This window comes from Pseudonocardia sulfidoxydans NBRC 16205 (assembly GCF_007989085.1).
Classification (GTDB): domain Bacteria; phylum Actinomycetota; class Actinomycetes; order Mycobacteriales; family Pseudonocardiaceae; genus Pseudonocardia; species Pseudonocardia sulfidoxydans.
In genome coordinates this window covers 1-25,701 of the sequence record NZ_BJVJ01000012.1, presented here as the reverse complement: position 1 = coordinate 25,701, position 25,701 = coordinate 1, and the positions used below count along the sequence as shown (strand labels likewise).

The following is a 25,701-nucleotide window of genomic DNA, read 5'->3' as shown; positions in this document are numbered from 1 at the left end:
CACGCACAGTGCTTCCGTCGCAGGTGAGTGGTTCGCGCTGAGGGACCGCAAGCCCGGGAAGGTGGACCGTTCCGATCCGGCACAGCGGCAGGCAGCCCGGGACACCGCACGGGGTGAGCGCTGGGATCTCCGCCGCGCGATGCGGGGGTTCACCGAGTCCCGACGGGTCCGTTCGTGTGGCCGGGCAGGTGCCCGCGAGGACGGGTCGGTCGTGCTGCGGGTCACCGACGCCACCGGCACCGCGGCGGAGTCCTCGACGGGTGCGACGGGCAGCGTCGCCGGGTTCGGCGGGTTGTTCCACTGCGGCAACGTGTGGCTGTGCCCGGAGTGCTCCACCAAGATCGCGGCTGCTCGCGCGGCGGAACTCGAATCGGTACTCGCGCATCACATCGCCGCCGGCGGGTGGGCGATTCTGGTGACGGTGACGATGCGCCATCACCGGGGCCACGGCCTCGACCAGTGCTTGACCGCCGCAGGCAGGGGCTGGCGGGCGGTGGTGTCGGGTCGGCGCTGGCAGGACGACAAGGCGGCGTCCGGGTTCGCCGGCTACGCGCGCGCGTTGGAGATCACCGAGTCCCCGGAGAACGGGTGGCACGTGCACTTCCACGCGGTGATTGTGTTCTCCGCCCGCCCGTCGGATGACATGGTCGAGCACGTGGTCGAGGGCATGTTCTCGCGCTGGTCGGCGGGCCTGGTGAAGGCCGGGATGCCCGCACCGTCTCGGGAGCACGGTCTCGACGTGCAGCACCTCGATCCGGATGCGGGTGCCGGCCGGTCGTTCGGCTCGGTTCGGGCGTGGGCGAAGTACGTCACCAAGGGCATCGCTGCGGAGGCCACGCTCGGCGTCACCAAGTCCGCCCGTGGCGGCAACCGCACCGCGCGGGAACTGATGCGGGACGCGCTCGCGCCGCAGCGGTGGGAGAACCCGGCGAACGGCCAGCACGTCCTCACGGTTGACCAGACCGCCCGTGTCCGCCTGCGCGAGTATGAGCGCGCGGTGAAGGGCCGCAAGATGTTGACCTGGTCGACCGGTCGCCACGATCTGCGGGAGGCGGCCGGGCTCGGTGAGGAACGCACCGACGACGAGATCGCCGCCGATGACCTGGACGGGGAGGACGTCGCGGTCATCACCCGCGACGGCTGGCGGGCGGTCAAGGCTCGCGCAACCGAACTCCTGTCCGTGACCGAGACCGCCGGCCCCGACGCGGCCCGACGCTGGCTCACCGAGCGCGGCGTCGACTGGTACGCCCCGACCCGTCTCACCGACCAGCACCGGCGCCACGTCGAAACGGGGTGACCTACCCGCAGCGAGTAGCGCGCTCTCCCCCGATCTCCCCGATCAACACCCAGGTGGCACACGTGCTCCTGGCCCGTCCGTCCCTGGCCAATAGCTGGGCCGACACAGCGCAACGACACGCGGACAGCGCGTAACCCCGACAGCCTGTTCCCCGACTTCGCCCGTGATCCCCCGATGCGGGCGAACACCCCGAAAGGATGCTCCTCATGACCGTGCTCGACGACGAGCCCGTCGCGTCGCTCCCCGCGATCCACACCGCGCCCTGCCCGGACTGGTGCGCCAACCACGGCGGGACCGAGGTGCGAGCCCACGAGGTCACGACGTTCCACCGATCTGCCGACGTCACAACGGCGGTAGGCACCGTGTGGGTCGACCACGTCGTGCTCTCTGGCGACGACGGGTCGCACGCCCATTCCAGCCGGGGAGTGTTCCTGCGGCTCCGCGGCGACGTCGGTGACACGCACCTCAGTGGACAGCAGGCGTGTGAACTGGCCGACGCCCTCCGGCAGGCCGGGGAGCTGTTCGTTGCCGCCGCGGCGTCTGCGGGCGAACCGCCCCATCCCTCGTGGTGCGACCTGACGCGCTGCGGAATCGATGCTGTCGACGACGGCAGCGGTGACCGCATGATCGCCCACAAGCGGTGGACCCTCCAGACGGGCGCCGTTTCCGTTGGGCTGCAACAGATCACGTGGATCAGCGCGGACGGAGCGGTCCGGCAGGACGGTCCCGAGGTGGTCGTCGAGGGAGTCGACCACGCCGGAGCCCCGGCCGATCTGATGGTCAAGGTCCACGAGGCCGTCGGCGAGGCGCTGAAGCTCTGCGCGGAGGCGTGAGGAACGGGCCGGTGGACACGCAGCCCGACCGGGGGCTGACGACGAGCGGAAGACTGTTCCGCTCACGCCCCGGGTCGCCGTCGGATGCTGGCGAGGACCAACCTCGCCGGCATCCGACCCCCGCCGCATCCCCGTACGGGCCGACCCCGGTAGTTCGAGACGTAACGCGTGACCGTGTGGGACCGATTCATTGTTCGTGCGTCGCCTCACGATCGTCCCCGCTGCGGCGGCTGTCCTGTTCCTGCTCGCCGGCTGTGGCGGGAAGACCCCGGCCGAGGAGGCGTTCCTCGCCGACGTCCAGAAGTCGGGCTCCGAGATCACGCTCAGCGACCCCGACAAGTACCTCGAGCGGGGGCACGCCCTCTGCGACGCAGCGAAGAACCTCAAGCCCGAGGACCGTGAGGTCGTCACCTTCATGTCGGCGAAGGACCTCGGCTGGCCCGACAGCGTCTTCCTCTCCGCGACACGGAACCTGTGCCCTGACCTGTTCCCCGGCAGCTGAGCCCACCAGCGCCACGATGGCGAACGCAACTCGGCCCCGGCGGCAAGCTCACGCTCACGTCCGGGGCCGAGCACGGGACAGTCAGCACGTCCTAGGAAGCCGACCGCCCGCGCGGCAGCGTATCCGTAACACCCGGCAGCCCGGGGCCGAATCGTCGGATGTGCGCCGCTCCCTGCTCATTGGCCCGCTTGCTCTGCTCGTCGCGGTTGCGCTGTCCGGGTGCGCGACGTCCACCCCGGGAAGCCCGACCACAGTGTCTCCGACGACGGCCAGAACCGCGGCAGCAACGACGACCGGGCCGACCACACTCGGCCGGAGGTACCTGGCGCAGGCCGAGCCGATCCAGGCGCGCTACGAGACGTGCAAGCAGCAGGAGACCCTCACCAGCAGGGGCGGCGTCTGCGCGGGCCCGTTCACCGAGATGGCGCGGCTCGCGCTCGACATCCGGGGCGAGGTGCCCTCCGGTGATCTCCGCGAGACTGCGGACCTGGTGATCGATGTCGGCGAGTCGTACGGGAAGGCGAGCTGCTACAGCGGGTACGCGCTCCCTGACGGGGCCGGCACCGTCCAGGACTCGATCTGCCAGAAACGCGCTCTGGCGATCAGCTACTCGTGGGGAGCGCTGCTCCTGCGGCTCTCGACGTCCTGAGTAACGCAGCCACGTCCCGGCCGCGAAGTGCTGAGCATGTCGATGATCGGACCCTCCTCGCACGAGGACAGCGCCCTCGCCAGCCTCAGCCGCGACAACGAGATCGAGGAAGCCAAGGTGCACGCCCTGCTCGCCGTCGCCAGCGCGATCGAGAAACTCGCCGACGCCGTCGAAGCGCGCAACAGCATCGAGGAGAACCGCGATCTCTGACAGGTTCGCGCGCGGCGGCCGTCAGGTTGGCCCGCCTCCTGATCGGAGACGGCCGACCCTCGGCGCAGCGTAGACCGGCCGTTAGGGGCTGGGACACCGGACCAGGCGACCCACCGGTTCTCAGCCGGCAGGCCACCCGGTCAAGCCCCGGCTGAACCTCTCGGAGCCTGTCGCGCCGAGAGGTAGCCGAGACTCAAACCTGAAGCTGGGTTCAGCATAGAGGCCAAGGGCCAAAGACATCACCCCGCGACGTCACACGTCGGGCAGCTCCACCCACGACACCACGAGCAGCAACCCGCCCGCTGAGAAGCCCACCGACCCCTCGACCGCGGCCGCCGGTCGCTCACCGTTCCCGACCAGCACCCGCGCCCGGGCCGGGAGCTCTGACCGCAGTACCTGCCCCGGCGATGCCAGCGCGCCCGTCCCGACCGGCGGGAGCAGCACCCCACCACCGACCACAACGGCGAGGCGGAGAGGGCTACGGGCCTGAGGAGGCTCGGCGGAGACGAACTTTCGCTCGACCCGTGCGAGGGCGTCGACCACGACCGCCCCGGCCGGGATCGGGTCACCGACGAGGAGATGGTGGCCGACCGTGCCGCCATCGCAGGCCACATCGAACCGATACACCGACGTCGACGTCGTGACCCCGGTCAGGGTGTCGGTGCCCATCAGCCCGCCTTCCGGAACTCGGTCCGATACCCGGCCTGACGGCACAGCCGATACGCCTCATCCGTCGTGATCAACCGCTTCGCCACCCGGTCACGGACGTCGAGCATGAACTCCTGGCGCCGCTGCTCGTCGGCCGCGCTTCTCGTGAGGCTGTCAGCAACCACCGCACGCAGCGACGGCATCAAGGGGTCCTGACTCGGCCGGACGACGACGCGGGTCTCCTCCCGCTGCCCAACCTCGCGAGACGCCGGCCGCGGAGTCTGGCGCGGCGGGAGCCCCCACCCGACCCCGCGCACCCAGCCACCGTGCCGCTGCAGCTTCCGAGCGAGGGTGCGCACGTCGTCCTGCCGTTCCGCCAGCACCGTCGCCGCCAACGCCTCAGCCCGCCGACGGTGATCCCGGAACAGCGCCGCGTCCAGCGGCAGTGCTTCGCGTTGGATCGCCTCGATCGCCTGGTCGTCGCTACCGTGCGCCGCGGCCGGTTCCCGGTCCCGCCGATCCGCGAACTCCCGCGACCAGACCTTCGGCGCGCTCGTCATCGCGATGCACTCCAGCGATCGGCCGCCCCACCGACCCGACCGCCAGCCATCGCCGTCGAACAGGCACCAGCCGCCGGTACCCGGCTCGGGGTTGTCGACCCGCAGTTCGAGCACCGGCACACCCAACGCCGTCGAAACAACCGCGTGCGCGGCCTCGTGTGCACACACCGCGATCCCGAATCCCGTGTCGCCCATTGTCAGACCTCCTCATCCCGGTTGCTGCTGCTCAGCAGGTCAGCAACGTTCTCCGGCATCTGGACGACGCCGGCGGCGAGCCGCTCGGCGAGCAACTCCATCTCCAGTCGTTCCCGGGTCCACACCCGGCACGCCGCCGCGGCGCTCGTCGCGCACGGAAACCTCTCCAGCTCCTCCGCCGCCGGCAACACCTCGCCCACCTCGGCGCACGGGCATCGGAGCTCGCACGCCACCTGCGCCGCGTCCTCGGGGGGCCGGCGCCGCGCCTCGAACGACGCCGTCAGCAGACCCACCCGCTGCGCCAACTCATTCGCGCAGCAGCCCCGCCACGCACCCGACGACCACGCGTGCGCGCACTCCCCGCCGTCGTCGTGATCGTGGCCCAACCCGCCACGGCAGGCATCGCAGTCGTTCATCACGTGATCTCCTCACTCCATCGGCAGCCGCAGTCGGCCGCGCGTTCCGTACAGGTCAGGCACCGCGCCTCTCGGCAGCCGGCGTGATGAGACCGGCCGTGCACCACACCGCACCCGTTGCAGCGCAACGGTTTGTCACCGAGGGGCGCGAACATCAAGTCGGGCAACTCGATCCCGGTGCCGAACCGCGACACATACGTCCGCCGCGTCACCGCGCAGCTGTCGACCCGACCGAACCGCCGACGACAGACCGAGCAGCGGCGCGCCGGGACAAGCCGTGCCAGCACCTTCACCGCGACGTCCCGTCGCCGTCCGTGCCGGCCTTCTGGACCGCCTGCGAGAGGGCACGCCCGTTCGAGGCCCAGCGTCGATTGTGCAGCCGCATCAACTGGGACACGTCGGTGAGCCAGCCGCCCAGGACGTTCGGGGCACCCGCCGACTTCCGCCACTCGTCCCGCGCAGTCCACCACGCGCGCCACACATCGATCGGATCGTCGACCGTCGGCTGCGCCCGCAGGTGTTCCGGCATCTCCACGACGCCGCGCGCGACCCGGCGCCTCACGACCCGTCCATCCCGCCGTAGAAGCCGCGGGCGGCACCCCGGCGCTGCGGACGGACATCCCCGTCGTCCGGGACACGCAGAGACGCGACCAGGCGGGCCAGAGTCAGCCGCTGCTGCCGGGCCTCGATCACCGCAGGGTGGACCCGCCCATCCGGGCCCATCGACCCCTCAGCGGCCGATATCGCGGCCAGTTCATCCAGCTGATCCGCACACCTGCACGCCTCGACCAACAGCCTGCGCTCATGCTCGGCCAGATCAAAGTCGCTGGTCACAGCCTTCCACAGCGCGCGACCCGAAGTCTTCAACCCCGCCGGGGCCCTCACGTTCATGATCTACACCTCGATTGATTCAGGTCGCACAGGGGTTTCTGGGCCTTGGACCGGGGTCGGGGGCTCTGACCAGCGACGATGGGCTGGCCGCCCCCTACCCCTCGGTGTTTCCGCAGGTCAGAGCGTTGCGGCTTGTTGATCAGTTGTGGATCACTCAACGCACTTGAGTTGATCATTGAGTGATCGACATCGATGGTGATCATGGGTGTGATGCACAGGCTCGGGCTTCGGCCGGGGCGGACTGGCGCCTCGGGTCGCGTGGCCGAGGGGGCGCGGCAGACCGGAGGCGCGGCATGACCAGGCAGCGCCGCCACCGACGAGCCATGGCCGGCCGTATGTCCGCCCGGCACCTGCCCGTGAGGGGCACCCCTGATCCGGGGCGGATGCGGTGCAGCCGAGGGCAGGTGCCGGCGGGCCTGCCTCGATCTCGCGGTGCGGTTGCAACGAGTCGCGACGTTGATGGTTCGCAGTCGAGATCGGCAACTCGACGAGTTCGTTCGTGTCGTGATGGTGCAGCGCACGCAGTGGTGGTGGGCGCGGGCGCCGGGCGGGTCACCTGGGTTGGCGCCGGGCTGCTCCGGGCACACCACCCGGCCGATGGGCGGGGCCACAGCCTGCACTTCGCAGGTGGCGGCTACGTCGCGCACCGGGCACCACCGCGACACCGGCGACCCCGCTGTGTGCTGCCCGGTCGAGGCCTGGTCTCCGGGGCTGGTCTCGTCATGCACCGGCGGCCATCTCGACAGGGGGCGCCTCGGCGAGGACCGCCCGAGCGATATGCCTGCCCGCTCCGAGGACCTGGCCTGCCCAGAGTCCCCGCTGATGGTGCGGGGGTAGTGCGAGCAGCGCCTCGGCGCACAGCGTGCGGGCCGGGCAGGAGCGGCAGATCCCGACGGCGATGCGCAGGCGGGTGATGCGGTCCTCGGTTGATTCGCCGGGCTGCTCGTCGATGTCGAAGGTGTCGGCCTGGCCGCGGCACGGGAGCGTTCGTTGGCGGTGGAGCCGGCCGATCGGGCTGTCGGGGTCGAGGACGTCGGGGCGGTACTCGGTACGTGGCATGCGGGCCTCCGGCTTGGTTGGGGGGAGCGGTGGCGCGGGAGCGTCGCTGTGTCGGTCAGGTCGGTTCGTGGTGGGAGCTCATGCCGGCTCGCCGCCTGCGGCCTCGATGAGGCGCAACATGTATGTCCCGGTTGCGTCGTTGTGTCCGCCGATCGACCACCTGGTGATCCGCTCGGGCACGGACGGGCCGGGGTAGTCGCCGTAGGTGAAGTCGTAGATCGTGCCGAGCCCGAACGGGGTGCTGATGTGCCACTCGACTTCGGTCTTGTAGTCCAAGCCGTGCTCGGGTTTCCCGAAGGCGCGGACGAGCCGGTCGTAGGTGATCGCCACGCGTGCCAGGCGGTGCGTGCCGACGACGCTGCTGAGGTCCTTGTCGTCGGACCATGCGGTAGCCATCGGGCGTGTCTCCTTGGTGCTGGGTCGGGTGTCTGACCACGGGGGTTGGGTGGTGTGCGTGTTCGGCCCGTCCGGTCGTCCGGTCTCTATAGAGAGACCGGACGGGCCGGACACACCTCGGACAGATGCCGGACGAGGTCCGGACATGGACCGGACGTCGTCAGGGCCGGCGAGCTGACCTGCGACGTTGTGGCCCGGCCGTCCGAACTCGGTCCGGTTTCGGCGTCCGGTTGGGCCTCCGGAATCCGTCCCTCTTTGATCATGGAATCCGGACGGATTGCGGAGGCCAGATCGTGAGCTCACTCGGGGTCTCCGACGTCGACGGGCAGGGTGGTCCGGGAAGCGACGTAGCGCGGTGTCCGGGTGGCGCTGACGTTGCGGACCTGCCCCCGTTCGATCAGCGTCTTCACTGCGGCGTAGGCCTGTGAGCGGCTGACTCCCCGGTCTGCGGCCAACGTGATGATCTGGGGCCGAGTGAGCCCTTCGATGCCGTCGCATTCGCGGATGATCTCGGCGACTGAGGTGACGCTGGGTGCGTCGTCGGTGTCAGGCCGGCCGTCTCCTGCGACGAGGACGAGTGTCTGCCGCTGCGCTTCGGTGGCTTCGGGCATGAGGCTGTCGGACACGGTGTGCGGGATGAGCCGGAATTCGTGGTCGCAGCCGTCCGGTATGTCCTTGTGCTTGAAGCAGTTCAGCTTGCAGTGCAGGTTGTCACCGGTCAGGCGTAGGTCAGACCACACCGCTCCGTCCCAGGCGTTGGCGCCGCGCGGGTTGAGGCCACTCCGTCCGGAGTGATGGACGACGAGCGCGGCGCAGTCGGTGTCGTGGATCAACGTCTCCAACGCGGCGATCGCACGGCCCTGCTCGGTGTTGGAGTTCTCCTCGAGACCGACCGTGCAGCGGGCACGGGTGTCGAGCACGATGAGAACAGCGCCGAGTTCGCGGGTGATCTCGACGGCATCGGCGACGTCCATCCAGTTGCCAAGCTGGACGGGCAGCGGGAGCACGTAGAGCTTGCCCTCGAGATCGACGGGGTCGATGTTGGTGAGCTCACACCACGCGAGGATCCGTGCTTGTAGACCGTTCGCGCCTTCAGCGGCGACGTAGACGACCGGTCCGCCCCCTTCGGGTACGGCGTGGCCCTCGAAAGGCACGCCGGCCGCGACCGCGCACGCCATCCCGACGGAGGTAAACGACTTGTAGGAGCCGGGTGGGCCGGAGAGCTGGGCCGGGGTTCCGCGGTACAGCAACCCGTCGATCAGTGGGCGGACGGGTGGAAGCGTGGCGAGACCGGACACAGTCAGCAGGGACGCCCGTAGATGTGGCCGTACCGCTACCAGCCGCCGGGTGGTTGGCGGCTGATCTGGTGTCGGCTGCGACCCGTTCGTGGTGACTGCTGGGCTGTTGGGCCAACTCGCGTCAGGGTCGTGGAACGCCTCGTCGTCGGGCTGGTAGTTGACCCCGCAGCCGCGGCAGCGGGCGAATCCGTCGCGGTCGAGGCCCCACACGTCGGGCTGGTGCTGGTGGCGGATGTCGGCCGCGGTCACGAGTCACCACCGGTGGGCCGCAGCATGCGCTGCCGGGTCAGGAGGTCGAGGACCTCGTGGGGTTGGATCTCGTCGCGGTGGAGCGCGAGCCGCAGGTCACCGACCGTGAGGGGGGCAACCGGGGTGACGCCGTCCAGTTCGGTGATGAGCCCGACCGAGTAGGCGGTGGGCAGGTCGTCGAGCGCGCGAACCGCGGCCTCGAAGGAAGTGTCGGTCATCAGGCCCACCGCCAGCTGGGGCGCTCGACGACCTGTTCGATCACCGCGACGTCGGTCAGGCCGTTGACGAGTTCCTTGCGGACGCTCGCGACCGTCGACAGTCCGACGCGGCGGCCGTGCCGGAACCGGGGCGCGACAGGCCGGTCGTCAGGGTGGCGGGCGAGTTCGCCGAGGACCCACCGCACCCGCACCCAGTGCCCTTCCGCGGGGCGGTTCACGACGCGGTCCGGTAGGCGCGGACAGGGTCGGGGACCGCCCAGCCGACATCGTGTCCTGCGGCGGCGAGGTGTGACCAGGCGGCCCGCCAGGATTCGACGGTTCGCGGGTCGACGTGGTCGCGGGTGGCGTCGGTGTGGGGGTCGCGGTGGCCGGTGTCGAGGGGCTCGCAGCGGAGGGCGGCGGCCTGTCGGCGGCGGAGACCGGCGATGTAGTCGGCTGTGTGCGCGCTACGATCCGAGTCAGTCCCGCCGCCCAGCCGGACCCTGTTGTTCTGGACGACCGGGGAGCCGCCAACTCCCCGGTCGTCTGGTGTCTGGCTCATCCCGTTGCTGCCGGCGCCGGGGTGCGGAGCAGGGTCGCGATGCGGTTCCGCTGCTCGGCGGTGAGGGGCGGGGCGCCGTCGACGATGCGACGGACGTGGTCCTCGAGTTCCGCGGCGCGGAGTTCTCGGCGGGCGTCGTTGAGGCGGGGGTCGTCTGGACCGTGGTGGCGCTGGAGGACGGAGACACGGGCGGCAGCGGATCGCCGTGCCGGTGTGCGGGCAGCCATCGATAGCCCCTCTCGGGCTCTCGCTGGGTGCCTATCCCCAGGGCTGCCAGGGCCGGTGTCCGGGAAGATTCCCGTCCGGCTACCGCAAGGCTACGAAGACCGTATCGTACGGGGCAGCATGATCCGTTTCTGGCCCGATTTGATGACATCGAGGAGCCACCCGACCGTCACTCCCGGGTTCGTGTCGGAGCAGCATGCGCACCGCCCGCGGACGTGCTCGCCGGGCTCGGAGTCGTCGAGCCAGTACGGCGCCGGCCGCTGCCATTCCTGCTGGGCCTTCTTGTCCCGACCCCGTATGACCATCTGCGGGGTCTTGCCGGCGGGCACGAACAGCAGACCTTCCTCGGGGATCTTGAACAGGCGGCACCACACGCGCCCTTTGGCACAGATGACGATGTGGGACGCGCGGGCGGCGAGTTCGTCCGGGTGAGCGAGCAAGGCCTCCGCGAGTTGCTCGGCCCGGCGGCTTCGGCCGACGTTCGGCAGGTTGTACGCCATCACGCCTCCCCGCCCTTCCACTCGATCCGGACGTACTCGGGATCGAAGTAGCCGCCCCCGGGCCGTCGGCCACGCGGCGCAGGCAGGACGGTCACGGTCATCAGCTCGTCGAGGATGCTGCGGCGCATCTGTAGCGGCAGGCGCGCCCATTCGGCGGCGACGTCTGTAGCGTCGACGAGCTCGGCGAGCGGTGACCGGATCGCAGCGTCGGCGAGCGCTCGCTCCATCTCGGCCTGGCGCGCGAGTAGCGGCCGGTTCGCTGCGTCCATCATCGCAATGCTGATCTCGCCGCTCCCGAGCCGTTCCGCGAGGTCGGTCCGGTGCTGGTCGATCCGGGCAAGGTCCGCCCGGATCGCCGTCACATCGACGTCCGGCCTGTGCGGTGCGAACATCTCGCGTGCGTCGTCGAGCGACAGCCGCGTCACGATGACCTGCTCGACGAACTCGTCGAGGGCCGCAGCCTGGCGAGTCACGTGCCGCGGGCCTCCCTGATCGGATCCCCGGCACTTGTACGACGGGTGCCGGTGCTGGCCGGAGGTTCCGACGATCATCGTCTCCGCGCACACGCCGCACTGGTAGAGCAGGCTCCCGAGCCACCTCACCTCGTTGCCGGGGCTGGTCCGCCGAGACGGCGATCCGAGCAGCGCGCACACGCCACGCCACTCGTCCTCGCTGACGATCGCCGGCCACGAGGCGGGCCCAACGATCCGGCCCCGATGCTGGACGAGGCCGGCGTTTCTGCCGCGCATCAGGACGTCGCGCACGCTCGACGACGACCATGCCTGCCCCGACTTCGTCGTGCGCCGGCCCGTCGCGTTCCACTCCTTGACGACGGTCCGCAGAGACCCGCCGTCGAGGATCGCCCGGGTCGCTGCTGTGATCATCTTGGCCTCGCCGGGTTCGAGCTGCATTCCGTCGGCGGTGTAGCCGAATGGCCGGACGCCGCCGAGGAAGCCGCCTCGACGGACGATTTCGTCGTTCTTCGACGCGATGCGCTCGGACCGGTGCTCGGACTCGTACCGCGCGATGCCGCCGAGCACGCGGGCGACCATCCGACCGGACGGCGTCGCGAGGTCGATCGGGCCGGCCTTCACCGTGTGGACCTCGACCCCGCGCGGGTCGCAGACCTCGATCCACTCCTCGAGCTCGGACGGCGAGCGGTGCAGCCGGTCCGTGTGCCATGCGACGACCGTGTCGACGGTGCCGGCCTGGATCGCGTCGAGCAGCGCGCGGTATCCGGGCCGAGGCTTGCCTGAGTACGCCGACATGTCGTTGTCCTCGAACGTCGCGACGACGACCCAGCCCAGCTTGTCGGCGAGCGCCTGGCACTCGGCGCGCTGCCGGTCGACACCCAGTCCGGCGCCGGACTTGTCGCGGCTGATGCGGAGATACAAGGCGACTCGGCGCGCGACGGTTGCTGTCACGGCAGGAAGTGTGCCATAGTCCGTCTGGGCATTCCCCGAGCCGGTGGCGCCGACGCACAGCCCGTGGGGCCCGGACCCGCCCTGCGCGGACTCCTTGAGGTCGAGCAGCAGGGGCCGGCCGTCCTCGTCGACGCCGAGCGGCACCCGCAGCCGGTCGGCGGCGGTGCGTCGCCGGCGGGTGCGGACGGCCTCCACGTCGGCCGCCGTGGGCCGCCCGGGAACGCCGAGCAGCGCGGGCAGGTCCTGCGCGGCAACGGGTGTGCCGTCGTCGGCCGCCGCGACCCCGGCGGGGCGGAAGCGTGCGAGGCGACGGGCGAGCGCGGCCGCCTCGGCGGGGTCGAGCGAGTCGGGCACGCCGATCGGGGCGATCGCCCCGTCGGGGGCGACGCGACCCAGGGTCCCGGGGCCGACCGCGAGCCGCACCACCGACGGCGCGGCCCGCCGCCCGGGCGGCGCCCCGGCCCGCAGCACGGTGACCCCGGCGACGCCCGCCCACGGGCCGGGCCCGTCGACCCCGTCGACGACGAGCAGCACGTGCGGTTCGGCGGGGCCGGGGCCCGGTGGGCGCGCCGCGAGGTCGGCGGCCAGCAGCGCGCGCAGCTCGTCGGGGTCGGAGGCGACGAGCCGGACCGGCCCGAGCGCGTCGACGGTGCGGCCGTGGGCGTTGTGCGGCAGCCACTTCACCCAGTCCCAGGGTGCGGGGTCGGCGGCGAGGACGGCGACGACCGCGTCGGCGGGGCCGTGCCACAGCACGAACTGGGCGACGATCGCGCGGGCCAGGCCGCGCGCCGGGCCCGGATCGGCGCCGGTCCGTTCCAGCCACACCGTCGCGCTGGAGCGCAGGTCGAGCGCGACGGGCAGGTCGGCGACGACGGAGTGCCGGCCGAGGAAGCGTCGCAACGCGGCCGCGGTGACGGGTTCGACGCCGTCGACGGGACCGGTCTCGGGCGCGGTGAGCCGGGTCGCGAGACGTTGGACGCCGAGCGCGACGCGGACCTGCGCGAAGTCGGCATCGGCCGGGACGCGCTCCCAGTGCCGCCCGGCGGCGACGACGTCGGGCCAGGCCGCGGGGTCGGGGTGGGTGCCGAGCAGCGCGGCCCGTTGCGCGGCGGCCACGGCGTCGACGCGGTCGCGCTGGACCCCGAGGTAGCGCAGGTAGTCGCGGCGGTCCTCGTCGAGACCGGCGGCCCGCGCGGCGCCGCCCTGCCCGGAGGAGTTGCCCGACACCAGCATCGCGATGCTGGACAGCACCATCATCGCGCCGAACATCCACATCGACGGGTTCGCCCTCGCGAGCACCCACATCATCGCGATCGACGCCACGATCATCCCGATCGGCAGCAGCCGGGCGAGCATCCCGCCCGGGACGACCCGTTCGAGCTCGGGCGGCGGCTCCAGCAGCAGCTCGCCACCCGGCATCGGCGCCACGACGCGACGCGTCCGCGCCTTCCCGATCGTGCCCACGCCCCGCCCTCCACGTCTCTCCCGGGGCAGCGGTTCGCGTTCAGGTGCGAACTGCTTTCCCGAAACGGCCCACACCGGGCCGGATGCGCGGCGACAGTAGGCGCCACCCCGCCCTCGGCGTGGCCGTTCCGGCAATCACGTTGCACCCGGAACCGGCGCGCCCGCATCCGAAGACCGAGGTGCCCGTGACAGAGTTCCCGGCCCACACCGGCGCCACCGTGCCCCTGGGTGGCGACCCGTACGCCACCGCCCGCCGCGTCGCCGCGGCCCGTGTCGGACGTCCGGAGGCCGACCCGCCCGTCGTCACCTCGTCGGCGTGGTGCCGGGTGACGGTGTGCGCCCCGCACCGCACCGCCGACGTCGCGCTCCCGACCGGGGTGCCGGTCGCCGAGCTGGTCCCGATGCTGCTCGACCTGCTTGGCCGCGCACCGGTGACGGCGGCGCCCGTGCGGTGGCGGCTGATGACGTCGACGGGTGTCGCGCTGCCGCCTCCCGCGTCTCTCGCCGCGCTCGGGCTGCTCGACGGGGAACTGCTGCAGTTGCGCCCCGACACGGCCGCGCCTGCGCCACCGGTGCTCGACGACCCCGTCGACGTGCTCGCCCGCGCGGCCGGTGAGCACGTGCCGGGTCGGGGGGACGCGCTGAGGACGGTCCTCGCGCTGCTGCTCGCGACCGTCGCCGCGGGCGTCGTGGCCGCAGCGGGCGCGGGGTGGCCTGCGTGCGTCGTCGCCGGGGTGCTCGCCGTCGGGGGTGTGGTCGTCGCCGGCCGCCGCCCGCCCGACGACGACGGGCTGCGCGAGGCGCGGGTCGCCGCGCTGGCCGCGGTGCCGTTCGCCGCGGCGGCGGGATGGGCCGCACTCCCCGAGGGCGCGGCGGGGCTGCTGCTCGCGGCCACCGCGGCGGGCGCTGTCGCGGCGGCGGGTCAGCTCGTGGTCCGGGTCGTGACGCCCGCGCTGCTGGCCACGGTCACCGTCGCCGCAGCGCTGCTGCTCGCCGCGACGGGCGCCCTGTCCACCGAGGCCGACGGTCCGCAGGTCGCAGCCGTCGTCGCCGCCGTCGCCGTGGCGGTCGGGCCGCTGCTGCCCCGGTGCGCGCTGCGGCTGGCCGGGGTGCCGCGCCCCGTCGTCGCGTCCGATTTCGACGACCTGGCCGACGCCGACCCGGCCTGTGGACTCTCCCCCGACGAGCTGGCCGACCGCGCCGACCTCGCCCGCGGCTACCTGACGGGCACCGCGGGCGGGATCGCGGTCGTCGCGGCGGGTGCGGCGTCGCTCGCCTCGTCGCAGGGCTGGGCGGGCGCGGCGCTCGCGGGCGTCGTCGCCGTGGTCCTCGGGCTGCGCACCCGCGGCACGACCGATCCCGTCGTGACCCGGGTGCTGACGGGCGGCTGCGCGGCCGCGGGCCTCGCCGCGCTGGCGCCGCTCGCCCTCTCCGGCACGGCGGGCGCTGCGGTCGCCGTCGCGGTGCTGATCGGGGGGGTCGCGGCGCTGGGCTCCTCGGGGCCGGTGACGCCGACGCTCTCCCCCGTCGCGCGGCGGGCGCTCGACATGGCCGAGGCCGCGCTGGTGGCCGCCGCCGCGCCACTGGCCGTCGCCGCGTCGGGGCTGCTCGCCGTGGTGCACGTGCTGTGATCACCGCACTGGCAGTCGCCGTGATGCTCGCTCTGGGCCCGCTGCCGGCCGTCGACGCCCCGTTGCCCGACGGCACCGCGCCCCGCGTCCCGGCGACGGGTCTGCAGGCGCCGCAGGCGTGCGAGGACAGCGGCGGCGCCCCCGGACCTCGGGTGCCCGACACGCAGGTCGCGGCGCTCGGTCTCGATGCGGCGCACCGGCTGGCGACCGGTCGCGGCGTCCGCGTCGCGGTCATCGACACCGGTATCGCCCCGCACCCGCGGCTCGACGGCCGGGTCACCGGTGTCGGCGACTACGTTCGTGGCGGCTCGGGGCTGGAGGACTGCGACGGCCACGGCACCGCGGTCGCGGGCCTGCTCGCCGCGTCCCCGAACGCCGACGACGGGTTCCGCGGTGTCGCCCCGGACGCCACGCTGCTCTCGATCCGCCAGTCGAGCCGGAGGTACACCCTCGGCGGTTCGTCGACCGGTGTGGGGAACGTCGACACGCTGGCCGATGCCCTCGTCCTGGCCGTCCGGGCCGGGGCCGACGTCGTCAACGTGTCCGAGGCCGGCTGCGTCACCCCCGCCGTCGCCGAGGACGCGGCCCCGCCCCTGCGCGCGGCGCTGCGGTTCGCCGCCGACCACGACGTCGTCGTGGTCGCCGCGGCCGGCAACGTCGGTGGCGGCGGCTGCCTCGACGGGGAGGTCGCGCTGCCCGGCTGGCTGGGCGAGGACGTGCTCACCGTCGGCGCCCTCGACGCACGCGGCGGGCCGGCGCCGTTCGGCGTCCGCGGCCCGTGGGTCGACATCGCGGCGCCCGGCGCCGGCCTCGACACCCTCGGGGTGCCCGGTGGGTTCACCCGGGAACCGGTGCGGGGCACCAGTTTCGCGGCACCGTTCGTCGCGGGGACGGCGGCGCTGCTGACCCAGCAGCGGCCCGACGCGAGCGCCCGCGAGATCGTCGGGACGATCCTCGCGACGGCACGGCCACTGCCCTCGGCGACGCGGGACGCGGTGGGCAGCGGCGTCGTCGACCCCGTGGCGGCGCTGTCCCTGCACCCGACCACCGACGCCCCGGCGGCCGGCACCGGCGCCGCGCAGCCACGCCCGGCGCACACGCCCCCGACGACGCAGGGCAGACCCACCGCCCCCCTGCCCGGCCTGGGCGAGCGTGTCGACGTCGAGCCGCCGCTCCCACCGGGGGTGGCGGTCGCGATCGTCGTCGCGTGCGTCGCCGCGCTGCCGCTCGCGGTCCGGGCGCTGCGGCGCCGTCCGTAGTCAGCCCACCCGGTCGAGGACGTCGACCGTCCGTGTCACGGCGTCGAGGTCGAGTCCCGGTCCGACGGGCAGCAGCCGCAGCGCCCAGTCCGGCGCGTCCGCCGCGTCCGTGACGCCGAGCGCCTCGGCCGTCCCGGTTCCGGTGATCGGGTGCAGGACACCGGTCGTCGACACCAGCGCGAGCCGCGCCGGGTCCGAGGCGAGCCGGACGGCGCCGCCGGCGCCCGCACCGAGCACGACCGCGTCGGCACGCGGGCCGGCCCCGTCGCCCTGGGCGAGGTCGACGGTGACGGTGCCCGCCGCCGCGGGCACCGCTGCGGCGCCGACGACCACCGGATGCGCGGGATCGTTCGGCATGACCACCCGGCACAGCACCGGTTCCGCCGCGGGGTCGGCCCAGCGTGGCGGCGGCCGGGGCCAGTCCCCCGAGCGGCTCCGCGAGGCCATGGTGAGCGCGGGGCCCTCGGGCAGCGACGCGAGCAACGCCGCGCCGACCTGCCGGACCGCACGCCGGTCGGCGCCGAGGGCGTCGAGCACTGCCCGGTCCCCCGGGTCGACGCGGTAGCGGCGGTTGTCCGCGATCACCCACGCCTGTCCGGCGCTCTCGGCGAGCACGGCGGCGCCCGCCCCGGGCAGGTCGTCGGGCACCACCCCGGCGACGACGGTCGTGCGTTCCAGCCCCGAGGACCCGACGGTGTCGCACACCGCCCAGCCGCCCGCCGGCCCCGGCCCGTCGGGGTGCACACCGGACGCGCCGGGCACCGCGACCACGGCCGTCCGCGGCGCGTCCGCGAGCTCGTCGTCGGCCACCGGTTCCGGTACCGCGGTCGCCCCTCCCTCGACGCGGTACGCGGCGAGCAGCAGACGCCCCGCCGCCAGGTTCGCGACCGGGACCAACCGGGGCCCCGGCACCACCGCGTACATCGTCGCGGCCGTCTCCGCGACGACGAGCTTCGCCCTCGTCCAGTCGCTCGCCGACGTGAGCCGCCCGTGCGCGGCGACCCCGCCCAGCACGAGCAACGCCAGCAGGACACCGGCGAACGCGGCACGTCGCTGCGCCCGCAGCTGTTCGTGGAGCAGCACGGTGTCGCCGCGGACGAGTGCGGCCTCCATGCGCCGCACCCCGAAGCGGTAGGCGTCGGCCTGGTCGCGGGTGGCGGGCGTCCGCGCCGGGGCGGGAGCGGTCGGGCGGACCATGCCGCGGACCGTATCCGCGTGAGCACCCCGCCCGTGGGCGTTCGGGGAAACCCGTCAGCCGGCCCAGCCCGGCCGCACCAGCCCGCTCTCGTCGGCGAGCACCAGCAGCTGCGCCGGGTCGCGGCAGCCGAGCTTGCCGATGGCCCTGCTGACGCGGGCGATGCACAGCCGCTCCTGCGTGGCGACGACCGCGGCGTGATCCAGAAGCTCCGCCGAGTTCGACGTCGGACTGGTTCGATCATGCTCGGGACCAGGCTGGTGTCGAACTCGGCGTGCTGTGGGTTCCTGCCCCGCGACGTCAGCGGGTGCGGACGTTGCGCGTGACGGCCGCGCGGGCGGCGAGCTCGTCGTCGGCCGGGTAGTCGACGCGCACCAGGGTCAGCCCGTGCGCGGGCGCGACGGCGACGTCGGAGACGCGTTCGGTGCGGTCGAGCAGGCCCGCCGGCCAGTCGGGGGACCGACGCCCGCGGCCGACGTCGAGCATCGCGCCGACCAGGCTGCGCACCATGCTGTGGCAGAACGCGTCGGCGCTCAGCGCGGCACGGAACACGCCGTCCGCGTCGACCGACCATTCGAACCGCAGCAGCTCGCGGATGGTCGTCGCGCCCTCGCGGCGTCTGCAGAAGGCCGCGAAGTCGTGCTCGCCGAGCAGCCCGGCCGAGGCGCGGACGACGGCGTCGAGGTCGATCGGGTGCGGCCAGGCGAGGGTGTCCCTGGCCCGCAACGGGTCCGCGCCCCACGGTGAGGTCGTCACGCGGTAGACGTAGTGGCGGCGCAGCGCGGAGAAGCGGGCGTCGAACTCGGGTGGCACGACCGTCACCTCACGCACCCGGACGTCGGGGGGCAGCAACCGGGCGAGGCGGCGGACGAGCCGGTCCGGCTCGACGTCCAGGGCCAGGTCGACGTGGGCCACCTGGCCGCTCGCGTGCACCCCGGCGTCGGTGCGCCCGGCGACGGTGAGGGCCACCGGCGCCCGCAGGAGTCGTTGCAGCGCACCGGAGATCTCGCCGTGGACGGTGCGCCGCGACGGCTGCGGGGCCCAGCCGGAGAAGTCCGTGCCGTCGTAGGAGATGTCGAGCCGGTAGCGCTGCACGGACCCGGGCACAGGGGGCACGACGCCGACGAGCCCGCCGTCCGGGTGGACGGCGGGCTCGTCGTGGTGCGGGGTGCTGCTCAGGCGTCGCCCTTGGCGTCGCCGGCCTCGGCGTCGGCCTCGGCGTTCTCGACGGACGCGTCGGCGTCGTCCTTCAGCTCCTGCTGCGACTTCGGCAGCGAGAAGCCTGCGGCCTCGGCGGTGACGGCGTCGGCGAACCAGACCTCGGCCACGGTGCGGTCGTAGAACGACGTCCCGGGGAGGTGGTACAGCATCGAGTCGGCGTTGCCCTTGACCGGGAAGCCCTCGGGGGCCTCCTGCGGGTCGTCCAGCGGGGCGTGGCTGCCCTCGCCGTACGGCGCGGTCGACGGGTCGACAGCGGGCTCCTCCGACGCCGGAGCAGCCGCAGCGGCCTGGACCTTGTCCTCGGCCTTGTTCTGCGACGCCGCGACGCGACGGGCACGGTCGGCCTCGTCGGTGACCGTCTTCTGCGACACCAGCTCGATCACGGCCATAGGGGCGTTGTCGCCCTTGCGCGGCAGCGTCTTGGTGATGCGGGTGTAGCCGCCGTTGCGGTCGGCGAAGAACGGGCCGATGTCGGTGACGAGACGGTGGATGACGTCCTTGTCCCGGATCACCTTGGCGATCTGCCGGATGTTGTGCAGGTCGCCCTTCTTGGCCTTGGTGATCAGGCGCTCCGCGTACGGACGCAGCCGCCGGGCCTTGGCCTCGGTGGTGGTGATGCGACCGTGCTCGAACAGCTGCGTGGCCAGGTTGGCCAGGATCAGCCTCTGGTGCGCGGGCGAACCGCCGAGGCGGGGACCCTTGGTGGGCTGAGGCATGGCTACAGCTGCTCCGTTTCTGCGTAGTCCTGACCGTCGTCCCCGAAGTTGTCGGGGTCGAACCCGTCGGAGCCGTACTCGACGGCCGCGGCCGACGGGTCGAATCCGGGCGGGCTGTCCTTCAGCGCGAGGCCGAGGCCGACGAGCTTCATCTTGACCTCGTCGATCGACTTGGCGCCGAAGTTGCGGATGTCGAGCAGGTCGGCCTCGGACCGGCCCACCAGCTCACCCACGGTGTGGATGCCCTCGCGCTTGAGGCAGTTGTAGGAGCGGACCGTGAGGTCGAGCTCCTCGATCGGCATCGCGAAGGCCGCGATGGTGTCGGCCTCCTGCGGCGAGGGACCGATCTCGATGCCCTCGGCGTCGACGTTCAGCTCGCGGGCGAGGCCGAACAGCTCGACGAGGGTCTTGCCTGCCGACGCCAGGGCGTCGCGCGGGGTGATCGACGGCTTCGTCTCGACGTCGAGCACCAGCTTGTCGAAGTCGGTGCGCTGCTCGACACGGGTGGCCTCGACCTTGTAGGTCACCTTGAGGACCGGCGAGTAGATCGAGTCGACCGGGATGCGGCCGATCTCGGCGCCGGTGGCCTTGTTCTGCATGGCCGGCACGTAGCCGCGGCCCCGCTCGACGACGAGCTCGACCTCGAGGCGGCCCTTGTCGTTCAGGGTGGCGATGTGCAGGTCCGGGTTGTGCACGGTGACGCCGGCCGGGGGCACGATGTCGCCTGCGGTGACCGGGCCGGGGCCCTGCTTGCGCAGGTACATCGTCACCGGCTCGTCCTCCTCGGAGCTCACGACGAGCTCCTTGAGGTTCAGGATGATGTCGGTGACGTCCTCCTTGACCCCGGGGACGGTGGTGAACTCGTGCAGCACGCCGTCGATGCGGATGCTGGTCACGGCCGCGCCGGGGATGGAGGACAGCAGGGTCCGGCGGAGCGAGTTGCCGAGCGTGTAGCCGAAGCCGGGCTCGAGCGGCTCGATGACGAACCGCGACCGGGTCTCGGTGACCGAGTCCTCGGTCAGGGTGGGGCGCTGAGAGATCAGCACAGTGTTTCTCCTTTGTATGCCGCGGCAACCACTATTTGATGCCGCAGTGAGCCCCCCGCCCCACTCCAGGGCGGGGGGACGAGCCGTGAAGCTCGTGAGGCCCTACCGAGTTCCTACTTCGAGTAGAGCTCGACGATCAGCTGCTCGGTGACCTGCGTGTCGATCTGCGGGCGCTCGGGCAGCTGGTGCACGAGGATGCGCAGGTTCGACGGGACGACCTGGAGCCACGCCGGGACCGGACGGTCGCCGAGGAGCTCCTTGGCGATCACGAACGGGTCGGCCGACAGCGACTTCGGCTTGACGTCGATGATGTCGTACTGGCCGACGCGGAAGCTGGGAATGTTCACCTTCTGGCCGTTGACCAGGAAGTGACCGTGGTTCACCAGCTGACGGGCCATCCGCCGGGTGCGCGCGAGGCCCGCCCGGTAGACGACGTTGTCGAGTCGCGACTCGAGGATCTGCAGCAGGTTGTCACCGGTCTTGCCGGGACGCCGGTTGGCTTCCTCGTAGTAGCGGCGGAACTGCTTCTCCAGCACGCCGTAGGCGAAGCGCGCCTTCTGCTTCTCCTGCATCTGCAGGAGGTACTCCGTCTCCTTGATCCGGATCCGGCCGTGCTGGCCGGGCGGGTAGGGACGGCGCTCGAACGCCTGGTCGCCGCCGACGAGGTCGACCTTCAGTCGGCGGGACTTGCGGGTCATGGGTCCGGTGTAACGAGCCATGTCTGGTTACTCCCTCTCCCTTAGACCCGGCGCCGCTTGGGCGGGCGGCATCCGTTGTGCGGCTGGGGGGTCACGTCGCTGATGGTGCCGACCTCGAGTCCCGCGGCCTGCAGCGAACGGATCGCGGTCTCACGACCGGAGCCGGGGCCCTTGACGAAGACGTCGACCTTCTTCATGCCGTGCTCGGCGGCCTTGCGGGCGGCGTTCTCCGCGGCCATCTGCGCCGCGAACGGCGTCGACTTGCGCGAGCCCTTGAAACCGACGTGGCCGGCGGAGGCCCACGCGATCACGGCACCGGTCGGGTCCGTGATGGACACGATGGTGTTGTTGAAGGTGCTCTTGATGTGCGCGTGGCCGTGCGCGACGTTCTTCTTCTCCTTGCGGCGGACCTTCTTGGGTCCGGCCGCGCCACGGGTACGGGGCGGCATTACTTCTTACCTGCCTTCTTCTTGCCGGCGACCGTCTTCTTCGGTCCCTTGCGGCCGCGGGCATTGGTCTTGGTGCGCTGGCCACGCACCGGCAGGCCCCGGCGGTGCCGGATCCCCTGGTAGCAGCCGATCTCGATCTTGCGACGGATGTCGGCCTGCACCTCGCGGCGGAGGTCGCCCTCGACGCGGAAGTTGGCCTCGATGTACTCACGCAGGGCGGACAGGTCCTCGTCGGTCAGGTCCTTCGACCGGAGGTCCTTGCTGATGCCCGTGGCGTTGAGGATCTCCAGCGACCGGGTACGTCCGATCCCGAAGATGTAGGTGAGCGCGATCTCCATCCGCTTGTCGCGGGGGAGGTCGACGCCTGCGAGTCGTGCCATGCGGCGATGTTCTCCTCTGTTCCGTTCCCCAGGTCTGCCCGACGTCCGCCCCGGTCCGACTCGTGGTCCGGGCCCCGGCCTGGGGGCCGGGGGTGGGCCGCGCCCGCGCGGCGCGACAGGTTCGTCGGGTGCTTCTAACGCTCGTGAGAGCTGCGGTCAGGACGACCGCGACGTGCTGGTGACGCTCAGCCCTGGCGCTGCTTGTGGCGCAGGTTCTCGCAGATCACCATGACCCGGCCGTGACGGCGGATCACCTTGCACTTGTCGCAGATCGGCTTGACGCTCGGCTTGACCTTCACGTCTTCTGCCTTCTTGTTCCGGTGGAGCGGGCGATCACTTGTAGCGGTAGACGATTCGGCCGCGGGACAGGTCGTAGGGTGAGAGCTCCACGACCACCCGGTCCTCGGGGAGGATCCGGATGTAGTGCTGCCGCATCTTCCCGCTGATGTGAGCCAGGACCTTGTGCCCGTTCTCCAGCTCCACGCGGAACATCGCGTTCGGCAGGGGTTCGACGACCCGGCCCTCGACCTCGATCGCCCCGTCTTTCTTGGCCATGTCCTCCGCGTTCCGTGACGGTCTTGCGTACGACGTGCATCTGACAGGTGGTGCTGCGGACGGCCACGACCGCCGACAGCAATCTGGCTGCGGTCGTCGCGTCCGGTGGGCACGAGGGACACCGGAGGCGACATGCGGGAGGCACGACGGAACCGGCGCACCCAACGCGCCGAACAGCCAGTGTACGGGTCTTGCGGAGGGCCTTCACAGTCGGGTACACGCGCGCGGGGTGACCCCCGTGACATGCCCGCCGGAACGGACAATTTCACTTGACCTCGACCCGGGTCGACGTGGTCGCATCATGGTCGTGGAGACCCGTCACGGCCCCGCACCCGACCATACCCGCCTCCCCCGGGCACTGCGGCCGTTCCGCCACCGCGAGTACCGGCTGCTGGCGTCGTCGATGCTGTTCTCCCTGTTCGCGACGGGCATCTGGCTGGTCGCGATCGTCTGGCAGGTCATCGAGCTGGGCGGCGGACCGACGCAGCTCTCCGTCGTCGCCGCGGCCGGCAGCGCGGGTCTGCTGCTGAGCGTGCTCGCGGGTGGGGTCGCCGCCGACCGGCTCCCCCGCCGACGCGTGCTGGTGGCCGTCGAGACCGTCCGCATCGCGTCGGCGGCCGTGGCGGCGACGCTCGCGCTCACCGGCACGCTAGCGCTGTGGCACCTCGCGGTCGTCGCGTTCCTGCTCGGCACCGCCGACGCCTTCTACTACCCGTCCGCGTCGGCGATCCTGCCGTCGCTGCTGCCCGCCGACGAGCTGCTCGCCGCCAACGGCGTCGAGGGGACGCTGCGTCCGGTCGCGATGCAGGCGGCCGGGCCCGCGGTGGCCGGGCTCGTCGTCGGTGCGCTGTTCCCCGCGGCCGGGCTGCTCGCCGCCGCGATCGGGTTCTGCCTCGCGCTGCCGCCCCTGCTGGCGATGCGCCGAACCCCGGCTGTGGACCGCATCCCGCCCGGCGGCCCCGACGGGCGCCCCTCCGTGCTCGCCGACGTCCGCGAGGGCTTCGCCTACCTGCTGCGCACCGGATGGCTCTTCGCGACCCTCGCGTTCTCGTCGCTGTACGTGCTCGTCGTCATCGGCCCGATCGAGGTCCTGCTGCCGTTCGCGGTGCGCGACCAGACCGGCGGCGGCCCCAGCGACTACGCCCTCGTGCTGGGCGCCTTCGGGATCGGCAGCGCCGTCGGGTCGATCGCGACGTCGTCGATCCGGCTGCCGCGCCGCTACCTGACGGTGATGATCCTGGCCTGGGGCATCGGCGGCGTCCCACTGGCCTTCCTCGGGCTGACGAACCTGTTGTGGGTCATGGTCGTCATCGCGTTCGTCGTCGGCGTCACGAGTGCCGGTGCGATGGTCATCTGGGGGACGCTGCTGCAGCGCCGCGTACCGGCGCACCTGCTGGGCCGGGTGTCGAGCCTCGACTTCTTCGTCTCGCTGGCCCTGATGCCGGTGTCGATGGCGCTGGCGGGCCCGATCGGCGAGTGGGTGGGCATCCCGCTGACGTTCCTGCTCGCCGGCACCGTCCCGGTGCTGCTGGCGGCCGCGGCGGTCGTCGGCTGGCGGCTCGACCGCGACGAGATCGCGCACCCGCTCGACACCGCTCCTCCGGCCGCGCCCTCCTCGGCGGACGCGGCGGCGAACGGACCGGAGAACGAGGCCGACAACGGGGCCGACAACGGGGCCGATCCGGTCAGCGCCCCCTGAGCACCGACGTCACGGTGCCGCGGTCAGCACCCGCGGGCCGTCGTCGGTGATCGCGACGGTGTGCTCCCAGTGCACCGCACGCTTCCCGTCGGCCGTGACGACGGTCCAGCCGTCCTCCAGCTCGCGGGTCTCCGGCTCGCCCGCCGTGATCATCGGCTCGATCGCCAGCACCACACCGGGGCGCAGCCGCAGCCCGTGCCCCGGGTCGCCGTAGTTGGGCAGGAACGGGTCCATGTGCATCGAGGTCCCGATGCCGTGGCCGCCGTACTCCGCGACGATCCCGTAGTCGGCCCGGTCGCGGTTCGCGGCCTTCTCGACGGCGTTCTGCACCGCGTGCGAGATGTCGGTGAGCCGGCCGCCGGGCAACGCCGCGGCGATGCCCGCGTACAGCGACTCCTCGCAGGCCGCCGACAGCTGGTGGTCGGCCTCGGAGACCGCGCCGATCTCCAGCGTCACCGCCGAGTCGCCGTGCCAGCCGTCGACGACGGCGCCGCAGTCGACCGAGATGATGTCGCCCTCGGCGAGTACCTGCGCCGCCGACGGGATGCCGTGGACGATCTGGTCGTTCACCGACGCGCAGATCGACGCCGGGTAGCCGTGGTAGCCGAGGAACGACGGCACGCCGTCGCCCTCGCGGATCGTCGTCTCCGCCAGTGCGTCGAGGTCGGCCGTGCTGACCCCCGGGGCGGCGAGCGCACGGACCGCGGCGAGGGTGCGGGCGACGAGGATCCCCGCCGCCCGCATGGCCTCGATCTCGCCCGGCGTCTTCAGCTCGATGTCACGCCCACGGAAACGGGCCAACGCTCCGCGGACCCCGCCTCTGCCGCCAGTCATCGACGCGCTCCTTGCTGGTTCGTGACGCCCCGCCCGACGCGGGTCAGCGCTCGGGGAGGGCCGCGAACACCCGGTCGGTGATCTCGGCGACCTCGCCGACGGCGTCCACGGTGACGAGCCGGTCGCGGTAGTAGTCGAGCAGCGGCGCGGTCTCGTCGCGGTAGACCTGTTGCCGGTTGCGGATGACGTCCTCGGTGTCGTCGGAACGGCCGCGCGCGAGCAGCCGCTCGACGACGACGTCCTCCGACACCTGCAGCTCGACGACGGCGTCGAGCTCGTCGCCCGTCTCCGACAGGATCTCACCCAGCGCGTCGGCCTGCGACGTGGTGCGCGGGAACCCGTCGAGCAGGAAGCCCTTGGCCGCATCGGGGTCGGCGAGGCGGGCCTTCACCATGCCGACGGTCACCGAGTCGGGGACGAGGTTGCCCGCGTCCATGTACCCC

The 25,701-nt window shown here is 72.4% G+C and carries 31 protein-coding genes; 8 read left to right on the top strand and 23 right to left on the bottom strand.

Features of this window, described 5'->3' with window-relative positions; all coding sequences use genetic code 11:
• Positions 1-211 precede the first annotated feature (211 nt).
• The 5 genes from PSU4_RS08595 (at position 212) to PSU4_RS31180 (ending at position 3,491) form a co-directional block, all read left to right on the top strand.
• Positions 212-1,297, top strand: a complete 1,086-nt coding sequence (locus PSU4_RS08595; protein ID WP_147104627.1) for a protein rep — start codon at positions 212-214, stop codon at positions 1,295-1,297.
• Between the two features lie 206 nt (positions 1,298-1,503).
• Positions 1,504-2,130 (top strand): DUF6907 domain-containing protein, encoded by a 627-nt coding sequence (locus tag PSU4_RS08590; RefSeq protein ID WP_147104624.1) that lies wholly within the window; start codon positions 1,504-1,506, stop codon positions 2,128-2,130.
• A 196-nt stretch (positions 2,131-2,326) separates the two neighbouring features.
• Positions 2,327-2,632 carry a DUF732 domain-containing protein gene (locus tag PSU4_RS08585; protein WP_186816818.1) on the top strand — a complete coding sequence of 102 codons (306 nt, stop codon included), beginning with the start codon at positions 2,327-2,329 and terminating at the stop codon, positions 2,630-2,632.
• Positions 2,633-2,885: 253 nt separating this feature from the next.
• Positions 2,886-3,281: a hypothetical protein gene (locus tag PSU4_RS08580; RefSeq protein ID WP_147104618.1), complete on the top strand. Its 396-nt coding sequence runs from the start codon at positions 2,886-2,888 to the stop codon at positions 3,279-3,281.
• Between the two features lie 36 nt (positions 3,282-3,317).
• Entirely contained in the window at positions 3,318-3,491 is a 174-nt protein-coding gene (locus tag PSU4_RS31180; RefSeq protein WP_186816817.1) for a hypothetical protein, read from the top strand.
• A 252-nt stretch (positions 3,492-3,743) separates the two neighbouring features.
• Here the strand turns inward: PSU4_RS31180 and PSU4_RS08575 are convergent, their stop codons facing one another.
• From PSU4_RS08575 to PSU4_RS08515, 12 genes are all read right to left on the bottom strand, one after another.
• Complete coding sequence (locus tag PSU4_RS08575) at positions 3,744-4,160, bottom strand: hypothetical protein (RefSeq protein WP_147104615.1); 417 nt, start codon at positions 4,158-4,160, stop codon at positions 3,744-3,746.
• The gene (locus PSU4_RS08570) at positions 4,160-4,699 is read right to left on the bottom strand and encodes a hypothetical protein (RefSeq protein ID WP_147104611.1); all 540 of its coding nucleotides are present in this window, start codon (positions 4,697-4,699) and stop codon (positions 4,160-4,162) included. The genes PSU4_RS08575 and PSU4_RS08570 overlap by 1 nt, the downstream gene beginning before the upstream one ends.
• A 197-nt stretch (positions 4,700-4,896) precedes the next feature.
• The gene (locus tag PSU4_RS08565; protein ID WP_147104608.1) at positions 4,897-5,310 is read right to left on the bottom strand and encodes a hypothetical protein; all 414 of its coding nucleotides are present in this window, start codon (positions 5,308-5,310) and stop codon (positions 4,897-4,899) included.
• Positions 5,311-5,599: 289 nt separating this feature from the next.
• Positions 5,600-5,872 carry a hypothetical protein gene (locus PSU4_RS08560; RefSeq protein ID WP_147104605.1) on the bottom strand — a complete coding sequence of 91 codons (273 nt, stop codon included), beginning with the start codon at positions 5,870-5,872 and terminating at the stop codon, positions 5,600-5,602.
• Positions 5,869-6,201 carry a terminase gene (locus tag PSU4_RS08555; protein WP_147104602.1) on the bottom strand — a complete coding sequence of 111 codons (333 nt, stop codon included), beginning with the start codon at positions 6,199-6,201 and terminating at the stop codon, positions 5,869-5,871. The genes PSU4_RS08560 and PSU4_RS08555 overlap by 4 nt, the downstream gene beginning before the upstream one ends.
• Before the next feature lie 720 nt (positions 6,202-6,921).
• Positions 6,922-7,260 (bottom strand): hypothetical protein, encoded by a 339-nt coding sequence (locus PSU4_RS08550; RefSeq protein WP_147104599.1) that lies wholly within the window; start codon positions 7,258-7,260, stop codon positions 6,922-6,924.
• 78 nt (positions 7,261-7,338) lie between these two features.
• On the bottom strand, positions 7,339-7,656 hold the full coding sequence (locus tag PSU4_RS08545; protein WP_147104596.1) for a hypothetical protein: 318 nt from the start codon (positions 7,654-7,656) through the stop codon (positions 7,339-7,341).
• Positions 7,657-7,955: 299 nt separating this feature from the next.
• Entirely contained in the window at positions 7,956-9,164 is a 1,209-nt protein-coding gene (locus PSU4_RS08540; protein ID WP_222596205.1) for an AAA family ATPase, read from the bottom strand.
• A gap of 35 nt (positions 9,165-9,199) precedes the next feature.
• Positions 9,200-9,421, bottom strand: coding sequence for a hypothetical protein (locus PSU4_RS08535; protein WP_147104590.1), 222 nt, complete (start codon positions 9,419-9,421; stop codon positions 9,200-9,202).
• Complete coding sequence (locus PSU4_RS08530) at positions 9,421-9,639, bottom strand: hypothetical protein (protein ID WP_147104587.1); 219 nt, start codon at positions 9,637-9,639, stop codon at positions 9,421-9,423. Before PSU4_RS08530 ends, PSU4_RS08535 begins: the two co-directional genes overlap by 1 nt.
• Positions 9,640-10,279: 640 nt before the next feature.
• Positions 10,280-10,687, bottom strand: coding sequence for a hypothetical protein (locus PSU4_RS08520; RefSeq protein WP_147104584.1), 408 nt, complete (start codon positions 10,685-10,687; stop codon positions 10,280-10,282).
• Positions 10,687-13,575, bottom strand: coding sequence for a recombinase family protein (locus PSU4_RS08515; protein ID WP_147104581.1), 2,889 nt, complete (start codon positions 13,573-13,575; stop codon positions 10,687-10,689). The genes PSU4_RS08520 and PSU4_RS08515 overlap by 1 nt, the downstream gene beginning before the upstream one ends.
• 185 nt (positions 13,576-13,760) lie before the next feature.
• On the opposite strand from PSU4_RS08515, the gene eccD reads away from it, so the two are divergent.
• Both eccD and mycP read left to right on the top strand, forming a co-directional pair.
• A complete protein-coding gene (gene eccD / locus PSU4_RS08510) occupies positions 13,761-15,206 on the top strand; it encodes a type VII secretion integral membrane protein EccD (RefSeq protein ID WP_186816816.1) in 1,446 nt (481 codons plus the stop codon).
• Positions 15,203-16,465: a type VII secretion-associated serine protease mycosin gene (mycP, locus tag PSU4_RS08505; RefSeq protein WP_147104576.1), complete on the top strand. Its 1,263-nt coding sequence runs from the start codon at positions 15,203-15,205 to the stop codon at positions 16,463-16,465. The genes eccD and mycP overlap by 4 nt, the downstream gene beginning before the upstream one ends.
• Here the strand turns inward: mycP and PSU4_RS08500 are convergent, their stop codons facing one another.
• The 9 genes from PSU4_RS08500 to infA form a co-directional block, all read right to left on the bottom strand.
• A complete protein-coding gene (locus PSU4_RS08500) occupies positions 16,466-17,662 on the bottom strand; it encodes a type VII secretion protein EccB (protein ID WP_147104574.1) in 1,197 nt (398 codons plus the stop codon).
• A 298-nt stretch (positions 17,663-17,960) separates the two neighbouring features.
• Positions 17,961-18,767, bottom strand: a complete 807-nt coding sequence (gene truA / locus PSU4_RS08490; protein WP_222596204.1) for a tRNA pseudouridine(38-40) synthase TruA — start codon at positions 18,765-18,767, stop codon at positions 17,961-17,963.
• A gap of 68 nt (positions 18,768-18,835) precedes the next feature.
• On the bottom strand, positions 18,836-19,597 hold the full coding sequence (rplQ, locus tag PSU4_RS32235) for a 50S ribosomal protein L17, sunset domain variant (RefSeq protein ID WP_147104568.1): 762 nt from the start codon (positions 19,595-19,597) through the stop codon (positions 18,836-18,838).
• A 2-nt stretch (positions 19,598-19,599) separates the two neighbouring features.
• Positions 19,600-20,643 (bottom strand): DNA-directed RNA polymerase subunit alpha, encoded by a 1,044-nt coding sequence (locus PSU4_RS08480; protein WP_098958560.1) that lies wholly within the window; start codon positions 20,641-20,643, stop codon positions 19,600-19,602.
• A 113-nt stretch (positions 20,644-20,756) separates the two neighbouring features.
• Positions 20,757-21,362 (bottom strand): 30S ribosomal protein S4, encoded by a 606-nt coding sequence (rpsD, locus tag PSU4_RS08475; protein ID WP_147104565.1) that lies wholly within the window; start codon positions 21,360-21,362, stop codon positions 20,757-20,759.
• Positions 21,363-21,382: 20 nt separating this feature from the next.
• On the bottom strand, positions 21,383-21,790 hold the full coding sequence (gene rpsK, locus PSU4_RS08470; RefSeq protein ID WP_013677438.1) for a 30S ribosomal protein S11: 408 nt from the start codon (positions 21,788-21,790) through the stop codon (positions 21,383-21,385).
• The gene (rpsM, locus tag PSU4_RS08465) at positions 21,790-22,170 is read right to left on the bottom strand and encodes a 30S ribosomal protein S13 (RefSeq protein ID WP_147104562.1); all 381 of its coding nucleotides are present in this window, start codon (positions 22,168-22,170) and stop codon (positions 21,790-21,792) included. The genes rpsK and rpsM overlap by 1 nt, the downstream gene beginning before the upstream one ends.
• Positions 22,171-22,355: 185 nt before the next feature.
• Positions 22,356-22,469 (bottom strand): 50S ribosomal protein L36, encoded by a 114-nt coding sequence (gene rpmJ / locus PSU4_RS08460; RefSeq protein WP_015883600.1) that lies wholly within the window; start codon positions 22,467-22,469, stop codon positions 22,356-22,358.
• 34 nt (positions 22,470-22,503) lie between these two features.
• A complete protein-coding gene (gene infA, locus PSU4_RS08455) occupies positions 22,504-22,725 on the bottom strand; it encodes a translation initiation factor IF-1 (protein ID WP_004558881.1) in 222 nt (73 codons plus the stop codon).
• Positions 22,726-23,026: 301 nt separating this feature from the next.
• On the opposite strand from infA, the gene PSU4_RS08450 reads away from it, so the two are divergent.
• Entirely contained in the window at positions 23,027-24,424 is a 1,398-nt protein-coding gene (locus PSU4_RS08450; protein WP_147104559.1) for an MFS transporter, read from the top strand.
• A 9-nt stretch (positions 24,425-24,433) separates the two neighbouring features.
• On the opposite strand, the gene map is transcribed toward PSU4_RS08450, so the two are convergent.
• Together map and PSU4_RS08440 are read right to left on the bottom strand one after the other, a co-directional pair.
• On the bottom strand, positions 24,434-25,258 hold the full coding sequence (gene map, locus PSU4_RS08445) for a type I methionyl aminopeptidase (protein WP_147104556.1): 825 nt from the start codon (positions 25,256-25,258) through the stop codon (positions 24,434-24,436).
• A gap of 43 nt (positions 25,259-25,301) precedes the next feature.
• On the bottom strand, positions 25,302-25,701 hold a 400-nt coding region (locus PSU4_RS08440; RefSeq protein WP_147104552.1), incomplete at its 5' end, for a nucleoside monophosphate kinase.